The 17,467-nt window shown below is 30.7% G+C and carries 19 protein-coding genes and 1 riboswitch; of the genes, 15 read left to right on the forward strand and 4 right to left on the reverse strand.

Going from position 1 to position 17,467, the window contains the following annotated elements:
* Positions 1-59 precede the first annotated feature (59 nt).
* Entirely contained in the window at positions 60-461 is a 402-nt protein-coding gene (locus tag ACFX4W_RS00630; RefSeq protein ID WP_377558947.1) for a hypothetical protein, read from the reverse strand.
* Positions 462-698: 237 nt separating this feature from the next.
* On the opposite strand from ACFX4W_RS00630, the gene ACFX4W_RS00635 reads away from it, so the two are divergent.
* The 3 genes from ACFX4W_RS00635 (at position 699) to ACFX4W_RS00645 (ending at position 3,030) form a co-directional block, all read left to right on the forward strand.
* The gene (locus ACFX4W_RS00635; RefSeq protein WP_377558948.1) at positions 699-1,706 is read left to right on the forward strand and encodes a toll/interleukin-1 receptor domain-containing protein; all 1,008 of its coding nucleotides are present in this window, start codon (positions 699-701) and stop codon (positions 1,704-1,706) included.
* Positions 1,707-2,181: 475 nt separating this feature from the next.
* A complete protein-coding gene (locus tag ACFX4W_RS00640) occupies positions 2,182-2,532 on the forward strand; it encodes a TcaA NTF2-like domain-containing protein (protein ID WP_483879980.1) in 351 nt (116 codons plus the stop codon).
* Positions 2,533-3,030 (forward strand): lysozyme inhibitor LprI family protein, encoded by a 498-nt coding sequence (locus ACFX4W_RS00645; RefSeq protein ID WP_377558952.1) that lies wholly within the window; start codon positions 2,533-2,535, stop codon positions 3,028-3,030.
* A gap of 228 nt (positions 3,031-3,258) precedes the next feature.
* Here the strand turns inward: ACFX4W_RS00645 and ACFX4W_RS00650 are convergent, their stop codons facing one another.
* Positions 3,259-4,278, reverse strand: coding sequence for a hypothetical protein (locus tag ACFX4W_RS00650; RefSeq protein ID WP_377558954.1), 1,020 nt, complete (start codon positions 4,276-4,278; stop codon positions 3,259-3,261).
* Positions 4,279-4,883: 605 nt separating this feature from the next.
* Between ACFX4W_RS00650 and ACFX4W_RS00655 the strand changes: the two genes are divergently transcribed.
* The gene (locus tag ACFX4W_RS00655) at positions 4,884-5,720 is read left to right on the forward strand and encodes a hypothetical protein (RefSeq protein ID WP_377558955.1); all 837 of its coding nucleotides are present in this window, start codon (positions 4,884-4,886) and stop codon (positions 5,718-5,720) included.
* A gap of 68 nt (positions 5,721-5,788) precedes the next feature.
* On the opposite strand, the gene ACFX4W_RS00660 is transcribed toward ACFX4W_RS00655, so the two are convergent.
* Positions 5,789-5,989 (reverse strand): peptidoglycan-binding protein, encoded by a 201-nt coding sequence (locus ACFX4W_RS00660; protein WP_377558977.1) that lies wholly within the window; start codon positions 5,987-5,989, stop codon positions 5,789-5,791.
* Positions 5,990-7,156: 1,167 nt separating this feature from the next.
* Positions 7,157-7,241, forward strand: a riboswitch (cyclic di-GMP riboswitch).
* Positions 7,242-7,259: 18 nt separating this feature from the next.
* Between ACFX4W_RS00660 and ACFX4W_RS00665 the strand changes: the two genes are divergently transcribed.
* Positions 7,260-7,391: an anti-repressor SinI family protein gene (locus ACFX4W_RS00665; RefSeq protein ID WP_098813208.1), complete on the forward strand. Its 132-nt coding sequence runs from the start codon at positions 7,260-7,262 to the stop codon at positions 7,389-7,391.
* Positions 7,392-7,453: 62 nt separating this feature from the next.
* Here ACFX4W_RS00665 and sinI read toward each other — a convergent pair whose 3' ends face one another.
* A complete protein-coding gene (gene sinI / locus ACFX4W_RS00670; protein ID WP_377558957.1) occupies positions 7,454-7,576 on the reverse strand; it encodes a DNA-binding anti-repressor SinI in 123 nt (40 codons plus the stop codon).
* Between the two features lie 231 nt (positions 7,577-7,807).
* On the opposite strand from sinI, the gene ACFX4W_RS00675 reads away from it, so the two are divergent.
* From ACFX4W_RS00675 to ACFX4W_RS00720, 10 genes are all read left to right on the forward strand, one after another.
* Entirely contained in the window at positions 7,808-8,512 is a 705-nt protein-coding gene (locus tag ACFX4W_RS00675) for an AbrB/MazE/SpoVT family DNA-binding domain-containing protein (protein WP_377558958.1), read from the forward strand.
* Positions 8,513-9,128: 616 nt separating this feature from the next.
* Positions 9,129-11,066 (forward strand): asparagine synthase-related protein, encoded by a 1,938-nt coding sequence (locus ACFX4W_RS00680; RefSeq protein ID WP_377558959.1) that lies wholly within the window; start codon positions 9,129-9,131, stop codon positions 11,064-11,066.
* 14 nt (positions 11,067-11,080) lie between these two features.
* Complete coding sequence (locus ACFX4W_RS00685; protein WP_377558961.1) at positions 11,081-11,206, forward strand: paeninodin family lasso peptide; 126 nt, start codon at positions 11,081-11,083, stop codon at positions 11,204-11,206.
* Positions 11,207-11,294: 88 nt separating this feature from the next.
* Positions 11,295-12,227, forward strand: a complete 933-nt coding sequence (locus ACFX4W_RS00690) for an aldolase (RefSeq protein WP_377558963.1) — start codon at positions 11,295-11,297, stop codon at positions 12,225-12,227.
* Complete coding sequence (locus tag ACFX4W_RS00695) at positions 12,220-12,519, forward strand: lasso peptide biosynthesis PqqD family chaperone (RefSeq protein ID WP_377558965.1); 300 nt, start codon at positions 12,220-12,222, stop codon at positions 12,517-12,519. The genes ACFX4W_RS00690 and ACFX4W_RS00695 overlap by 8 nt, the downstream gene beginning before the upstream one ends.
* A 43-nt stretch (positions 12,520-12,562) precedes the next feature.
* Entirely contained in the window at positions 12,563-13,048 is a 486-nt protein-coding gene (locus tag ACFX4W_RS00700) for a lasso peptide biosynthesis B2 protein (protein ID WP_377558967.1), read from the forward strand.
* Positions 13,038-14,225, forward strand: coding sequence for a nucleotidyltransferase domain-containing protein (locus ACFX4W_RS00705; RefSeq protein WP_377558969.1), 1,188 nt, complete (start codon positions 13,038-13,040; stop codon positions 14,223-14,225). Before ACFX4W_RS00700 ends, ACFX4W_RS00705 begins: the two co-directional genes overlap by 11 nt.
* Before the next feature lie 88 nt (positions 14,226-14,313).
* Complete coding sequence (locus tag ACFX4W_RS00710) at positions 14,314-16,113, forward strand: ABC transporter ATP-binding protein (RefSeq protein ID WP_377558971.1); 1,800 nt, start codon at positions 14,314-14,316, stop codon at positions 16,111-16,113.
* A 276-nt stretch (positions 16,114-16,389) separates the two neighbouring features.
* Complete coding sequence (locus tag ACFX4W_RS00715) at positions 16,390-16,752, forward strand: helix-turn-helix domain-containing protein (RefSeq protein ID WP_377558973.1); 363 nt, start codon at positions 16,390-16,392, stop codon at positions 16,750-16,752.
* Between the two features lie 285 nt (positions 16,753-17,037).
* Positions 17,038-17,376 carry a helix-turn-helix domain-containing protein gene (locus tag ACFX4W_RS00720; protein WP_377558975.1) on the forward strand — a complete coding sequence of 113 codons (339 nt, stop codon included), beginning with the start codon at positions 17,038-17,040 and terminating at the stop codon, positions 17,374-17,376.
* Positions 17,377-17,467: the final 91 nt, after the last annotated feature.

Consider the following 17,467-nt stretch of genomic DNA (forward strand, 5'->3'; position numbering starts at 1 on the left):
TCTATATTTTCGGAATATATAGCATGAATAATTTATTTCAACGGTTTTTTAATGTGAATTTATTTTAACCATATATATGCCACTATCACGAGAAATGTAATCGGAAGATAAAAAGGTAAAATTGTTTTTGACAGTAAAGCATATCTCCATTTCCTTACTTGAAATTTAAAAGGGTTTGTTTTCATAGAAAAATTAATATCTTTTTCGTTTTGGGTAGTTACACATTCATATAACTTTATAAATAACCACTCTTGATGGACAAAAAATGCATCTAATCCCCAAAAAAACAAAGTAGGTATAATTGCTAATAAAATGAGGTTTGAATCCATGTCTTTAACATTAGCAAATGCAAACAAAGCAACTACAATTGTGACCGTCCACCCTTTTAATAAAAAAGAGTTAGAATTCATACGAGCTATCACACTTTGAATCATTTCTAGATGTCGTATTTTGCTTTCCATATGTGTTTTTCCTCCGGACATCTTTATTATTACTATTTTAAAAGGTTATATTTTATAGAAATCCTTTAATCAAAAGTTCTATCATTAATACCTTCATGGTGCATCGTAATATAGGTGAGAATTTCTTACAATATTAAACAATAATAATTATATATTTTTACCTATTATGTTACAATACACATGTTATAAATATGAAAATCTGAATAATTAATTTTTCACCTTAAGGAGATAAATACTTTGGAAAGTATTATAGATATTTTGAAAGATGACTTAATAAAATTTTTAGCAAAAAGAGGGTTTAAAATTAATGAAAACTCCTTAAACATTTTAATTGAGGGAGAATTATTATGTATTAATAAAAATATTACATTTGTTTCTTCTCGTTTATTATTGCCTTTAATAAGGGGGTTTTCTCAGTTTAAAGAAATTATTAATAAATACGGGGGGAATTCTAAATTAGCAGCTACCTTTATAGAAGAAACTCTAGATAAATATAAAGAATATGATGAATATGAGGGATTTTCCGTGGAGGTATATTATTCTACAGAGAGTGAATTGAATGAGCGATTTCGGATTATAGATAACTGTATAAGGTACGCGCAAAAGAATAATCGTCTCATAATAAATGAATCTGATATTCTTCTATCTATTCTAGACCTTCATGATAAAGACTTTCCTCCTTACGAGAATGAGGCTTGGACTGATTATAATCTACAAACTTCATATAATACAATATCTCATTTAATTAGCCACTTCAATAAATATTTGTGGGTTAAAAATGATGATATAAGATGGGAATTAAGTGATTTAAGTAAAAAAAATTATGATATAGCCATTTCTTTTGCAGGTGAAGATAGGAAAATTGCTGAAGAAATAGCAGAAAAGTTATTTGAGTTAGGTATAAGAGTCTTTTATGATAACTTTGAAAGGGCTAATTTGTGGGGAAAAGATTTATACACTCACTTAAGTGACGTGTATGGAGAAAAGGCTAAATATTGCTTGATGATAGTCTCAGAGTATTATTCAAAAAAACACTGGACAAACTTAGAACGACAAGTAGCGCAAGCAAAAGCCTTTAGAGAAGAGCATGAATATATTTTACCGTTAAGACTTGATGATACTGCAATTCCAGGGCTTTTACCTACAACGGGGTACATTGATATTAGATATACAAATATCAATGAAATAGTAGATTTAATTACTCAAAAAATATCACAAACAAAGAATACTAGATCTATTGAATGAAACAAGTATAAGTGTTATATCTCATAAGGAACTCCCCTAATGAGGCATAAAGAAATTTACTTCCTTTGATGGAGGTAAAGGCTAAGAGGAACAAGTGTTGTTCCTCTGATTTGATTTTTCCACTTTGTTTATGAATAAAAATATCGCTAGGATAAATGCAACTTCTTGCATTAAATGAAGTTGCTGACCTTCATTTTGATCTAGACTGCTCACACGTATGTATCCAAATCTTCTATTTTTCATTTTTGTGTTATATTAATTTTTTATCCTTATTGTTCTGCTGAAAACGTTCGCAAAAGTGTGTGATTTTAAGGATGCGTTCGTAATTTATTCTGAAACTTAAACGGGCGATAGAAATGATAGATTTTTTATACAAAAGAAAAGTCCGTAAAAGTATACTTTTGCGGAAAAGTTATTTAAATCCATTATAAGATATAAAAGTAATTATTATCGTTAGCAAAATAAAAAGCCATCTCTGGTCGTCGATTCAGGTAGTTCAAGTACAACTTCAAATAATGTTTCTGTAACTAAGGATACAGCAGCGCTTGTAATGGTAGACTACATAAATGGACTAACAGCTACAATTAATACAGGTGATTTTAGTAATGTTGCAGGCACTGTAAAGGGTTCTTTGTATAATGACCAACAGTCGTTAGTAAAAAACTTATATAAGAAGAGCATTAAAGAAAACTGGGTGAGTTATCCTGTAGTTGGTTTCAATAAGGCAGGGACTTCTTCTGATGGTCCTCTTTATAAAATACAAACTGTAGAGACTGTATCTGTTATACAACCAGATGGATCTCAAAAAACAAATAAATATAATTGAATGTATACAGCAGTATTAATCAATAATCAGTTATATTTGACTGATATAGCCAAAAATGGCCCAATTACTACGGTATCAAAAACTGGTTCAACGATAAGCGCTCCATCATCTAATAGTTCTACTGTAACAAATAATTCGTCATCTACCGACGGTACAAAAAGTTTGTATTTAACTAAAGCAGACCAAACAGTATGGACAGAAAACCCTGCGGATTCTGAAAATGATTTTGAAAGAAAACAACAATATGGTGAGAATTATAAAGCTTGGGATAATTTATTAAATGAAATTTACGGTGTATTAAAAACACAATTATCTTCTTCGGAAATGAGTAAACTTCAAGCTGATCAACATCAATGGATTAAGTCTAGGGATGCAGCTGCTCAAAAAACCTTTGATGAAGAAGGTGGAGGTACTTTATCTCAAGCTGAACAAGTTCGTACATTATGGGAAGTTACTAAAGACCGTTGCTACTTTTTAATTAATAACTATATGAAATAAATAATAAATAAGGACAGATTTCAATAAGGAATCTGTCTCTTTATTCTTAAGGAAGGATTTATTCCCTTTCTATTATCTAGCCTATCTTACATAGAGAAATAAAAAAGAGCAAACCCTTTAAAATAAAGAGTTTGCTTCTTACATTAAGAGTGCTAAATATAACTTATGTAATCTTTTATTTTAAAACCTCTATAAGTACACTATAATATTCAATGCAACTCAATAATACTATAGCCCTGATTTAACAAAGAATTTGTCAAAATTATTGTTAAACTCTTCTAAAATATTAAGGTAGCTGTCAATTTTTTCTTTATTATTTTGGTAATGGTTTTTAAGGTCACTTTGCATTTGCAGCATATTGTTACTGAATATTTGTTCTCTTTCTGTTCCTTTAATAAGCAATCTTTCTTCTGTATGATACTTATCATATCTCTGTCTATTGCTATTACTAAAAGTCTCTAACGACCTTAAAGTGTTTGATATGTTTATAAAATTCTTTTGTAGCCCTTTTATATAGCTGAAGATTTCTTTATATTCTTCAAATAGTGAATAAATTTTTGAGGGTTTCTTAAAATAATAATCATCCAAATTTCTAATTTCTTGTTTTAAATTATTAATATATTCGTTCAATTTCATATTGATTTCTAAACTCTTCCCATCAGGGATTAACTTTCGAAAATAGGCATTAAATATATTGTTATTTTCTTTCAACATTTTACTTATTTCTAAGTTGTCCAATTTTTTTATTAATATTTCTTTTTCTTCATTTTCACACGCTGTTTTACGAAATGTATCCCACCAGTCTTTATCTTTAATATCTAAATCGAGAGGAACACATAAAAACCAGCTTCTTACTTTCTTTCCCTGGGAAGCAGCTGTCTCCATAGCTTTTTTAAAGGAAGCTTCTATACTATCTTGTCTAGAAGTATTACCACCAATCTTTCCCTCAACGTAAAATTTACATTGAAATATATCCCATGTATCTCCATTTTCGTATATAATGTCTAATCCGCCATCCCCTTGTCTAGTCTGTATATGATATACTTGCCCCGCATTAACCTCAAGAGAACTAATATTTAGCTCTTTTTCATCTTTCTCAATTTTGAAGCTTTCCAATTCATTTTCACTAACGTCTTTTATTGATTTATTTGAGTATTTATCAAGAATTAACAAAGCACATAACCTTTCGAAGGTATCTCTTGCAGATTCCTCTCCAAATAATCCAGCCAATAAATAATTAATTTCCATAACGAAATTTCCCTCCATTATTTTGTATTTATTTAATTTTTGGTTATAACCCTAATGAATAGGAGAAGAGTTGAAGTCTTACCTGCTGCTCCTATAACAAGATGTTTTATCTATAAAATAATTGTTTAGAGAATTAAATAATCACTTTTTTCTGCCGGGTACAAATAGGTAATATTTCTTTAATTTCATAATAATACCTATACTATATTACTAATATCACATATTTGATTGGAAAATCCAACATTTTTATTAAAAAGTAAATCCAATTTATCTTTATTTACTTAATCTATATGCAAATGATAACTTCTGTTGAGCAAAGATTGGCTACATGATTTAAATTGTTCTTAGCAAGTAAGAGATTCAGACCGATTCCTGTTGTAGCTGTAAGATAGGTCTTTGAATAAATTTTATTGATAATTAGATGAAATTTATTGGAGTTTTGGCAAATAACTACAAAGGCGCTATTTCATTGATAAACACCTGATTAATGCTATACGAATGAAAGTCATCAGGAGTTACATATTGTAATACCAATCAATACAAAGGAGCTAGTTTATCTCGTCCCAAAAAAGTTAAAAAGAATTTGTTTTTTGATAGAATCCTCATTGAAAAAAGAAAAGTCCGTAAAGTTATACCTTTCTTACGTTCGGATTTTTACACAAAATTATCCAAACAAAGATATAATATATTTAATTACTAAGAATAAGGATGTGTTTGTCATAGAATGGTTAGATGATTCAAAAGCATGCTTAGACACTGCAGCTGTTATGATTGAAGAAGTTGAGCAGTTAGCGCAACAATCAATTAAAGATGAAAGCGCAATTCCATACCTAAAGGTTAAAATTAAAAACTGCTTGGAGAATTGCAGGTCACCTCTTGATTATGTTGCTAATTACATATTCGATACTTATTGCAGAAACAATTACACAAAAAAAGAGTTGCATAAATTCGGAAAACCGTATTTTCCTATTAGGAAAACAGACTCTCTCTTTGACATATGTATTAGGGACAACTTCAGAAATTTATTAAATAGTAGATCAGATATAGTTGATATCCTTAAGTCTTGTCAACAATTCAAGAACTCTACATGGCTACAAGACTTAACTTCTTTAATCAATGAAAACAAACATCGTAACTTAACTAAACAAAACGACGAAACACATACTACTATTAGAGACTTAAATTTCACTCATGGAGGAGTAGAGATTGGGGGCATATCGAATATAACATTTGTCACGAGTGGGCATACTACTCCTATTAAGTACGGGGGCGGAAATTTAGATTTTTCAGGTGAAACAAGCTACCCTTTTGTAAATAAGATGGACACAGATGTTAAAAGATACTTTTTCTTTAGAGATTTAGGAAGACCGGTTACACCAACCTTGAAAGAAATTTTAGAAGGTACCAGAGATGTAATAGGGAAATTGGAAAAAACAATATAAATCAAAAATTCTCTGTCTATATCGGTTATCTATAAAAAAGCCTCACTCTTTTGAGTGAGGCTTTTTTATTAATATCCTTTTGATTTTAAAACAGCTTGCAGTTTCTCTTTTGTGTTAGCCCTATAAATTCCATCAGCCGTACCATATTTGAAATAAACAGCATTTAGAGTGTTTTGTAATTGCTGAAGTGCTGTTTTATTTATAGATCTTGCTTTAAAAACTAAAGGATATTTATATTGTGATTGGTCTTTCTTAGGTGTTTCAGGTATAGGTGTATAAGTATTTTCAGATGAATCTTTTCTGGAGAGAAAGAAAAGTCCTGCTAATTCAGTAAGTGAAGTATTTACTCAGTTAAAAGACTATGAATTAAATTATAGTCTTTTAACTGAATGGTATATGGAATATAAAAACGTATTACCTAAAATAGAAGAAGAAACTGCATATCCGTTTTATAAGGGTGGTAAAATTGGAAGTCTAGTAGGAGTGGTAAGGATACTAATGTTTCTTAACATTCTTGAATTTATCTAAAGAGACAGAATACACCTAATATTAGGGAAATTTATAAATCGCTATAAATAGGATCATATTCATAAAAAGACCGCCCATTATCTATAAGTGTATAGGCGGTCTTATCTATGTTTTTATTAGATAGTTCACGCATATGACATAACGTATAATAAGATCAATTATTTTTTATACGTTTAAAAAGATGTATTTATAGATTTAAATAGACATCTTGTCATTAGTTTTTCTGTTGCCTAAAAAGGCGTACCTTTTTAGAGTTTTTATATTGGGAAACCCCGATCATAAATTAATCGAAGCTTTATTAAGGGGATCCCGTATAAAAAGTGTTGCAATATTGAAAAAGCATCCCTGGACGGATGCTATGGTGTAAATTAAGCTGGTTCATTATTTTGTTTTTTTAGCAACTTATTTTCTAAATTTAATTGCTTCATTCTTCGTTGTAATCCCAAATTTTCTAAGTCCTGCTCTAACTCATAAGATAAATCAATTCGTTTCTTAGCATTCTCCCTTAGTTCCCTAGTAATTGCTAATTTCTTTTCTTATTTCGGATCCACATTACCAGCTCTTTCCCATGGTTTGCTAGGTTCGACATACTAAATGAAAAGTCTTGTAAAAAACAGTCATTAGATATCCATGTCTAACGATTGGAATTCGGTTTACCTTAGGAGTTTTTTAAGTGCATATATCTTATGTAAGAATTAATATCTTACAGAATCTTGAATAGTTAGACCTAGAAATTATGTGAAAAACATAAAAATTTTAATAAACATCATACTATAATTAATTTGTGTGCACATGTTATTTTAAAAATAAGAGTACCTTTTGAAGTAGATATCAAAAAACAACAAAAATTACGTATTATGACACAGTTCGACACCCACTATATAGTAATATAGATTTAAATTTACATATTCAGACAAAGGCAAACTAGTTGAAAAGTTAGGTCGCAAAGCTACAGGTCTAAGGTCAATTGACTATGACAGCTGGGCTACCTGGAGATCTGGAGGTATTTTTATGAATAGTTCGAACCAACTTTTAACGCACGAGTTAGATGAGGAATGGGTAAATCTTATTCGAGAAGCCAAAGAGATGGAATTGTCCATTGAAGAAATTAAAGAGTTTTTAGCAAATAAACAAATACTGTAGCAATAAAAAACATTAGGCCAGACTATTTTTGGTATCTAATGTTTTTTATTGCTATATAATGTTTAAGATTTCTCTTCAAGAAATCTTTTAAATTCTTCCTTAGTCACATTCGAACCCATAGCTATTTTAACTAATGCTAGCCATTCCTGGGGAAGATTAATTTCATAATTTTCATTATTATCCATGATATTCCTCCTCTTGACTTGTCATATTATATACTAAAATATTCGGTAACATAACCCCCTAAGAATAAATCTATTACTTTTTTTATGACTAATATGCATAAAACCCAATTACTTATCCTGCTTGTAAAAAGTTCAAATCTAATACCATATACAAGCCATAAAAACATAAGTGTTAAATAAATTTAAAATGCACCTTTATTTATAAAAGTACATTTGAAAGGATTTTCAGTAGTGGAAGAGAAAGAATTATTCAAAGACTATCTAATAATTGATAAGATGGGTAGAGTTAAGATACCATCGCGTTTTTTAAAATACGCTAATATTCAGCCATTTACTAAAATGCAATTTTTTGAGCATAAAAACTGTTTTGGTATGAAGCAGATTGAAGTTCCACAGGTCTGTTTAAAGAAAAAAAAGAAGTTAAACAAATTAATTAGAACTATTGATAATTGGGGCTACATCACAATTCCAAAAACATTGCGTGAAATACATAATTTGAATTTGTATGAGAAGATAGGAATAAAATTACTCAATAAAAATATTATTTTCTATAAAATAAGAAAATACAATAAAACATTAGGTCAAACAATGGAACCTATAGAACACCAATTAAATAAATTACTTTTAATTACGTTAAAAGAGGGGAAAATTAAACTTAACAATTTTTTCTTGGAGGCTTTAGATTTAGAACTAAATATGCAATTGCAGTTTTTTATTAAAGAACAAGACACCCTTGTTGTAAAAAAACATGAATATAAATTTTCTATTGAAGGAAATCTATCTTTTACTGGGCAATCACGGATAATAAGTAAAGACAAATATTTAAACATACCTAAAAGGTTAAGAGATTATTTAAACATTAATAACGGTGATATTTTGGAAGTTAGATTAATAAGGGATAGGTTATTTATAAAAAAGTTAATTAGAAAGGAATAAGATTTAAGAAACTTATAGCGAAAAAGTTAAATATTTTCTTTTATGAGTTAAATAAAGATATTGCTAATTTTTTATCAGCAATTAAGACCATTAAAATAAAAGTGTTAAAAAGTCACTTGTTGTAAACAAGTGGTTTTTTTGTTATCTAGAATGCTTTTTGTTAAGTAACTATATATTTTTAGGGGGGTTAATCATAAAGTAACTACTGTTTTTGCTTCATAATTTTTGTAAGGGATCTTCAAATTTATTTTTTAAATTATGAAAAAAAGAAAAAAAGTATTATTTATGTTCCTGTATCTATTGTAGGTCAATAGATTTATTATCTAATATCCGTAGTGAATGAGAAAAGAGGAGAAAGTAGAAGGGTGTTCTTTAATAAGGTTTATTTTTCTGAATTTTTATTATATTTTACCTAAGGATGGCAGCTTATTTTGAAGATATGTTCTTAATTGAGGTTTACTTTTTTGTTTTTGTTCTTTATAATGTTTGTTTAGATAGTATAAAAGGATTATATTTTTATATTTGGTGAAAGAAATTTAATTTCTAGGAAATAAATTTATTGTTTTGTTCTTTATTGAGAACGAAGTTTATTTTTGAGGTCATGAGAGGAGAAAAAATGAGCGCGATAGCTGGAATTTACCATACTAACAATGATCCCATATCTCCCGACAATATTGCTAATATACTTGAATGCTTATCAAAATATCCTGCAGATGATATACAGGCATGGAAAAAAGAAAATGTGGCGTTTATAAGTCATACACAATGGATTACACCAGAATCTGTAGGGGAGAACTTGCCTTATTATGATTATGAAAGGCAATTGGCTATTACAGCAGACGCTATTATTGATAATCGTGAAGAACTATATAGTAGGCTCCAAATTAAAGATATACATAGAACAAGAATCACCGATAGTGAATTAATTTTACTTGCATATCATAAGTGGGAAGAGGAGGCACCAAAGTTTTTAATTGGCGATTTTGCTTTTGTAATTTGGGATGAGAGAAAGCAGAAGCTATTTGCTGCAAGAGATTTCTCTGGTAATAGAACCCTCTATTTCTTTAAAGATGACAAAAGGTTTGCTTTTTGTACTGCTATTAATCCCTTATTCTCCCTACCTTATGTAAAGAAAGCCTTAAATGAAGAATGGCTTGCGGAATTTCTAGCTATACCTATTAATTTTGAGTCTACGGATGCGTTGTCAACAGTTTATAAAGATATTAAACAAATTCCTCCTTCACATTCAATAACTATAAGTGGAAATCAAATTAAACTTAAGAGATATTGCACACTGTTGGGCGAAGCGAAATTACGTCTAAAGACGAATGAAGAATATGAAGAGGCATTTCGCGAGGTTTTTCAAGAAGCAGTGACTTCTAAATTACGAACTCGACTCAAAGTAGGTGCTCATTTAAGTGGGGGGCTAGACTCCGGTTCAGTAGCAAGTTTTGCCTCTAAGGCTCTCCATAAGGAAAATAAAAAACTACATACATTCAGTTATGTACCAATAAATGGATTTGAGGATTGGTCACCTAAAAGTAGGGTAGCAAATGAGAAGCCTTTCATTAAGTCTACGGTTCAACACGTAGGAAATATAGAAGATAACTATTTCGATTTTAAAGAAAAAAGCCCATTTTCTGAGATTGATCAGTGGCTTGATATCTTAGAAATGCCATATAAGTTTTATGAAAACAGTTTTTGGCTTAAAGGTATCTATGAGCAAGCTTCCAAACAAGGTATGGGGGTTTTATTAAACGGTCAAAGAGGAAATTGGACTGTATCTTGGGGGCCAGCCCTAGACTATCAGGCAAAACTTCTAAGGAGTGCCAATATAGGTAAGTTTATCCGAGAATTACATTTGTATAGTAGAAATTTAGGAGTGAAAAAATCGCGTGTTTTCCCTGTTGTGGCAAAAAAGATATTTCCAAAATTACATTCGCAAATTTCATCAAGGGGAACAAAATCCTATACTCCTTTAATTAATCAGGATTTTGCAAATAAATTTAATGTATATGACAAACTGAAAAAGCATGGTGTAGATACTAGAGGTTTACTTGATAAAAGTGCTTATGAAATAAGAGAGACTCAATTTGTACAACCATACTACTGGAGTATAAATGGAACATATACTACCAAGCTATCTTTAAATCATTCCTTATGGGATCGTGATCCAACGAATGATTTACGAGTTGTTCGCTTTTGTTTATCAGTACCTGAAAATCAATTTGTACAAAATGGTCAAGATAGGTCCCTTATTAGGAGGGCAACTAAAGGTTTTCTTCCTGATAATATAAGATTAAATCAGAGAACAAGGGGCCTACAAGGAGCAGATGGAATTCAACGAATGACTTCAGATTGGAATCTATTTATGAACGAAATGGAATTAGTTATGAAAGCAGATTTTGTTTCAGAATATTTAAATACTGATGCGATAAATTCTGCAATGAAAAACTTAAGAGATAACCCACTTCCGCAATACGTATTTCATGATGACTTTAGAATCATGATGCGTGGCTTAATAATTTATAGATTCATGAAAAAGTTTGCTTAAAAGGAGGTGATAGTATGAAGAGAGAATGGGAGAAACCAGTATTAGAAGTACTTGATGTGAATATGACTATGGCTGGACCTGGAATTACCATACCTGATGCAGTGCAAAATGATCCAGATGAAACAGTTCATTATAGTTAATTTTGATTGGTCATGGGAAACTATTGCCCTTATACATTAGAAAATGTATAAGGGCTCTTAAAAATTTATGACATCTGGGGTGAAATGAATGACTAGTATTAAAGAAAAATATGCCTATTATGCTTTCGGTCTAAATATTTTGAGCGAGCTACCCCTTCCAGAATTAAACTGTCTAGCTATTCCAGATGATAATATAGATGTTGTTATTCAAACCAGAGACCTTACAGAGGCTGAAATTCAGTTAGACAAGAAAAAAGGTTTCACAGTATATAGAAATGAAGTGGTATTTGAAGTTCCTAATACAGCAATTTTTTCTATAAGGAACGGTAAAGAAATTATAGTAGTGCCTCTAGAGGAGTTTGATAAAGATAGGGTAAGGCTGTATGTACTTGGAACTTGTATGGGAGTACTACTAATGCAGCAACACATATTGCCCCTACATGGGAGTGCCGTAGCTGTGGGTGGAAAAGCATATGCTATTGTAGGAAACTCTGGAGCTGGTAAATCCACTTTAGCTTCAGCTTTTATTAATGAGGGCTACAAGCTAATAAGCGATGATGTTATCCCTGTAACATTCACAGGTAAGAATATTCCTGTTATTCAACCATCTTACCCTCAGCAAAAGTTATGGGAGGAAAGTTTAAATAACTTTGGGATGGATGCTAGGGGATATCAGCCTTTATTTGAAAGGGAAACTAAATACTCTATACCAGTAAAGAATAGCTTTCATAATCAGCCTATTCCCTTGGGTGGAATATTTGAGTTGGTAAAAGGAAGTGGAGATTCTGTAGGGATCCGAAAAACTGAAGGGTTAGAAGGCTTCCGTATCTTGCTTAATCATACTTTTCGAGGCTCCCTTTTACAGAGAATGGGTTTAAGGGAGTGGCATTTTATATATTCTTCAAACATCCTTAGAGAGGTTCAGACTTTCCAATTAACCCGATCTACTTCAAAGTTTGCGCCATGCGATTTAGTATCCAAAGTATTGAATACGATGAAAGAAGGGAATTTAAATGATTAAAGTAGAAAAAATCTCTGTTAATCATCTTGTAATACAAAGTGAAGGAAATATAGTGAGTGATATGGGTAATGAAAAAGTAATGCTAAATATTGAAAATGGAAAATACTACAATTTAGGGAAAAGTGGAGGGGATATCTGGGGACTTATTGATAAACCTGTATTAGTGAGTGAATTAGTTGATAATATCATGGCCAAATATGATGTGACTAAAGAAAAATGCCAAGAAGAAGTCATTTCATTTTTAGAAAGTATGTATGAAGAAAGGTTGGTTAAGGTCATCACACAAAACTAAGTTTCCCTTTTCATTTTATACTAACGATACTGGAGTAACTGTAATGAAATTTATAAAAAAGGTGAGAAACTTCTTACGTTTAGAAATGAATCAAAAGCTCTTATTATTAGAGGCTTTTTATTACCTGGGTTATGGAAGGATCTTTAAATATTTACCGTTTTCAAAGGTTGCCCCTACTCTAGGAGAGTATATGAAGGAAACCAGTTTCTCCTCAGATACTTATAATAATGTAATATTAAGAAATATTTCTAATGCTCTCTATATAATGAGTAGATATACTTTCTGGGAAAGTGAATGTCTAGTTAAAGCAGTAGCTGGTATGAAAATGTTGGAAAGACGCCAGATTGAAAGTACACTTTACTTAGGAACAGCGAAGGATCAAAATGGTAAACTAATTGCACATGCTTGGCTGCGAAGTGGTCCAATATACGTAACAGGATCAGAAAGAATGGCAGAGTTTACAGTAGTAGGGAAATTTTCTAAAGAACTGAATGTTAAGAAAAATGGAAGGGGAAACAATGGAAGATAAACTACAAATAAATTATAAGTTTCAATCTAATGAGTTAAGGCTTCTATTAGAGTTGTTAAAGGTAGAAGGTAAGATTAACCTTAAAACTAATCAACCTAGATCTTTAAAGGATTTTAATTGGGATCATTTTCTTGAATTAGTAAAGCATCATCGTTGTTGCCCATTAGTTTATTCAAAGCTAAGGAATACCCATGAAAGCCTAATCCCTTCTTACATTATTGAGGAATTGTATCAAGAATATAAAAGAAACACGTTTAAGATGCTTCAGCTAACTGGGGAAATGGAACAAGTAGATAAGCTTTGTACCGAGAAACATATTACTCTTCTATTTTTAAAAGGACCGACAATTGCTTATGATCTTTTTGGAGATATTTCCCTTAGAATGTCTAAAGATTTAGATATCTTAGTTCTGGAAAAGGACTTAGAGAAAACAGAAAAAATCCTTTTAAGTATGGGCTATGAAAAAAGAGAAATACCGATGGTATTAAATGAAATAAAATGGCGCCATTACCATATTACTTATTATCATACGCAGAAAAAGATTCAAATTGAAATCCACTGGAGATTACATCCTCGTTCAATGGAAGGGGGGAATTTTAAGGAGCTATGGAGCAGGAAAAGAGAAAGCTCATTAACTAAGCATCCAATATCTTTTATGGGAAAAGAAGACTTGCTTTTATATCTTATTTCTCATGGATCCCGTCATGGATGGTTTCGCTTACGTTGGTTAAAGGACATTGATCAAATGGTAAGAAGTAATAATATTAACTATGAACATTTTAATTTACTAGCTATAAAATATCGACAAGAACATTTAGTAGGCCAGGCTTTTCAGTTAGCCAACCTACTTTTAGGAACACCGTTACATGAAGATATTCAGAAGTTTGTAGTAACAGAACGTGCCACAGAATTAGCTAAAAAGGCTATCCCTTATATTGAAGAAATGGTTCAGTTAAATGTGGATGTTAAGCCAAGAGACTTAGATAAATCTTATAGAAACTATTTATTTTCTATAAAGTCTAAACGTCAAAAGCTCAAGTTTTTCGTTATTTTATTTTATCCAAGCTCAACAGATGAACAAACATTGAAGCTACCTAAAACTATTCATTTTTTATATTTTTTGTTAAGACCTTTTCTAATCGTCTGGAGAAAGATAAGAAAACCTTTGTTTTCCTGAAGGTAAGGAACTTTGATAAAGAAAGGGTAATAGTATTAGGTTATAAAAACAGAATAGAAGTGGTAGATAAGTTGTAGGAGGATAAAATTTGGAACCATTATTATATTATATAAAAAGGTTACACCAATTTGCGGGGAAGGTCATGTATTTAAATGTTTTTGGAATGGCAATAGTAAGTTTACTTGAAGGGATTGGGATTTTACTAATTATTCCTTTGCTAAGCCTCGGAGGGGTTATAGAAATAAATCCTGCATCCCACAAGATAATCCATGTTTTTGCCTTTTTTACTAAAGTTCCTCATTCTCTGTATTTACCTTTAGTTTTAGGCTTTTATATGTTACTTATAGTTGGGCAAAATCTTATAAAAAGAAGCCTAGCAATTCGTGATATTAAAATTAGGGAAAAATTCAGTCAGCATTTAAGGCTTGAAATCTATAGTTTACTGCTTCATTCGGAATGGGGTCTCTTTCTAAGAAAAAGGAAATCGGATCTAATTAATTTATTAACTATAGAATTCGCTCGTGTAATAGGAGGAATTAACTTTTTTCTTCAACTGTTGTCTAATATGATCTTCATGCTGATACAAATTATTATTGCACTATGGCTTTCGGTTAAAATGACTTTAGTTATTTTGTTGTTTGGTTTAATCCTTAGTTATTTCTCTAAAAGGTTTATAAAAGGAGCAAAAAGCCTAGGACGTAGAACATCTCAGCTAGGGGAAAACTACATGGCTGGAATAACAGATCAACTAAATGGAATTAAAGATATTAAAAGTAATACATTAGAAGGTTCGCACATTAATTGGCTACAGTCCTTAACGTTCAGGATGAGTGAAGAACAAATGGAATATATACGCCTTAAATCAAGTTCCCAATTTGTACATAAAGTATCCTCTGCTCTTTTGGTTACAGTATTTATATTTGTATCTCTTGAAGCCCTTCATGCCCAAGAGGAGCAATTGTTATTAATCATTCTCATTTTTTCTCGCTTATGGCCAAGGTTTACTGCCATTCAGTCAAATTTTGAGCAGATAGCCTCAACTATTCCTGCATGTCTATCCATCATTGAACTAATGAAGGACTGCAAACGAAATCAAGAATTTAAGAAAGGAACAAAGCAAATATTTTCTAACTTCACATATAATCAATCAGATATAGAATGCAGAGATATTTTTTTTCGTTATAAAAAAGACGAAGATAAGTATGTTTTGAAAGATATTAACCTTAAAATTCTTGGAAATCAAATGACGGCAATTGTAGGACCTTCTGGAGCAGGAAAAAGCACACTTATTGATATATTGATGGGGCTCAACTTACCAGAAAGAGGAAGTGTATTCGTAGATAATAAGCTTCTGAAAGATGAAGTTATTTTATCACTAAGACAGTCAATAAGCTATGTTCCTCAGGATCCTTTCTTGTTCAATGCGAGTGTAAGAGACAATTTGTTGATTGTAAAACCAGAAGCAAGTGAAAATGAAATATGGAAGGCACTTGAGTTTGCAATAGCAGACCAATTTGTGAAACATTTGCCAAAAGGTCTTGATACTGTAATAGGAGATAGAGGAACAAAGATATCTGGTGGGGAGCGTCAAAGAATTGTTTTAGCAAGAGCGATTTTGAAGCAACCATCAATTCTTATATTAGATGAGGCTACAAGTGCATTAGATAATAATAATGAAAATAAAATTAAAGAATCGATAGAGCGCTTGAAAGGAAAAATGACAATCATTGTTATCGCCCATAGGCTGTCAACAATACGATCCGCGGATCAAGTTATCGTACTAGAAAAAGGGGAAATTATTCAAAAAGGTCACTTTAATCAACTTGCCCAGGAAGAAGAAGGTGCATTTAATAAACTATTAAAAGGTCAGTTTGAGGCAGCCCAGTAGAAGTGATATTTATAAAGTTAAATCCATATTATTCGACTACTCTACCGGTTTTGTCAATAAAAGGAATATAAGCGTGAGTTATTGATAATATGATGAGGAAAATATATTTCTTAATCGACAGATATAAAATGCTTTCAATGCATGGGTATTAGAAAACTTATAATTTATAACAAAGTATATTTTATTATCACCTTAATCTCTTAAATAATATGGATTGAATCTTTGTGTTCTTTATAATGAATTAATTATTCACATTTTGATTAGGGAGGATGCTTAATGATTGGTCAACGCGTGAGAGAAATGAGAATGGAAAAAAAACTATCACTTTCAGAACTTGCAGAATGCACTAAAATTACTAAGTCCTATTTAAGTAATATAGAACGTAATATTAGTACTAATCCAACAATTGATGTTATTCAGAAGTTAGCAAGTGGATTTAAAGTTCATCCCGCTGTCCTTTTAAATTGGAAAGAAAATAAGAAAGAGTCACAGAGTTCTAATGACTCTTTAATTGATATAAAGAACAGAATAAATTCCATGAATAATGAGCAACTTAGAGAGTTAAAAGGTTATGTTGATGTCATCGAATGGAAAAGGAGAAAATTACCTCTAAGTGACCTTATTAAATTGTATGAATAAAAGTATTCAGAGTTATAAAAAACTTAAACTGAAAATATATAGTCTTTTTAATAAAATTAAGAATTGAAGGAATAAAATGAAAAGGCTAAAAAATGTTAATATAATTCAATAATAATGAGTTAGAGCTGTTTGATTTATAAAGAGGCTCGTCCCTATTATTAAAAGCGTCTTTCTTAAAAATAATAAATTAATTTGATTATATTTTTAGAAGATTCTTCAAAAAGTATAATTTGTTCTATATAATAAATAATAAAAAATATATATTCATATTAAGGAGAATAATTAATGATTGGAGACCGTATTCATACAATCAGAGTTCAAAAGAGAATGACACTTTCAAAGCTTGCAGAAAAATCCAGTGTTACTAAATCTTATTTAAGCAATATAGAACGTAATATTAGTACTAATCCAACAATTGAATTTGTAGAGAAGGTAGCTCGTGCCCTTAGCGTGAAACCAGAATCATTGTTAGGGTGGAGGGAAGATGAAACTGAAACTGAAACTTCAAGTTTGGAGAATTCCTTTTTGTATGTAAAAAAATATTTACTTTCCATGGATGATGAGCAACTTATAGAATTAAAAGACTATATTGACTTTATTCTTTGGAAGAGAACTCGAAAATGATTAGAAAACCTGAATAATTCTTATTTTTTTTTTAACTAAATTTTTTACAGGAATTTTTCGTTAAAGAAGAGTGCGGAGAAAATAAACTTTT

The sequence above is a fragment of the Priestia sp. YIM B13489 genome (assembly GCF_042787645.1).
Lineage (GTDB): Bacteria > Bacillota > Bacilli > Bacillales > Bacillaceae_H > Priestia > Priestia megaterium.

What these genes read in the sequence shown, in the direction of transcription:
- ACFX4W_RS00690 (WP_377558963.1), top strand. Translation starts at nt 11,295, where the DNA reads ATGACTAGTATTAAAGAAAAATATGCCTATTATGCTTTCGGTCTAAAT.
- ACFX4W_RS00715 (WP_377558973.1), top strand. Translation starts at nt 16,390, where the DNA reads ATGATTGGTCAACGCGTGAGAGAAATGAGAATGGAAAAAAAACTATCA.
- ACFX4W_RS00720 (WP_377558975.1), top strand. Translation starts at nt 17,038, where the DNA reads ATGATTGGAGACCGTATTCATACAATCAGAGTTCAAAAGAGAATGACA.
- ACFX4W_RS00700 (WP_377558967.1), top strand. Translation starts at nt 12,563, where the DNA reads ATGAAATTTATAAAAAAGGTGAGAAACTTCTTACGTTTAGAAATGAAT.
- ACFX4W_RS00680 (WP_377558959.1), top strand. Translation starts at nt 9,129, where the DNA reads ATGAGCGCGATAGCTGGAATTTACCATACTAACAATGATCCCATATCT.
- ACFX4W_RS00650 (WP_377558954.1), bottom strand. Translation starts at nt 4,278, where the DNA reads ATGGAAATTAATTATTTATTGGCTGGATTATTTGGAGAGGAATCTGCA.
- ACFX4W_RS00665 (WP_098813208.1), top strand. Translation starts at nt 7,260, where the DNA reads ATGAATAGTTCGAACCAACTTTTAACGCACGAGTTAGATGAGGAATGG.
- ACFX4W_RS00705 (WP_377558969.1), top strand. Translation starts at nt 13,038, where the DNA reads ATGGAAGATAAACTACAAATAAATTATAAGTTTCAATCTAATGAGTTA.
- ACFX4W_RS00695 (WP_377558965.1), top strand. Translation starts at nt 12,220, where the DNA reads ATGATTAAAGTAGAAAAAATCTCTGTTAATCATCTTGTAATACAAAGT.
- ACFX4W_RS00645 (WP_377558952.1), top strand. Translation starts at nt 2,533, where the DNA reads ATGTATACAGCAGTATTAATCAATAATCAGTTATATTTGACTGATATA.
- sinI (WP_377558957.1), bottom strand. Translation starts at nt 7,576, where the DNA reads ATGGATAATAATGAAAATTATGAAATTAATCTTCCCCAGGAATGGCTA.
- ACFX4W_RS00685 (WP_377558961.1), top strand. Translation starts at nt 11,081, where the DNA reads ATGAAGAGAGAATGGGAGAAACCAGTATTAGAAGTACTTGATGTGAAT.
- ACFX4W_RS00630 (WP_377558947.1), bottom strand. Translation starts at nt 461, where the DNA reads ATGGAAAGCAAAATACGACATCTAGAAATGATTCAAAGTGTGATAGCT.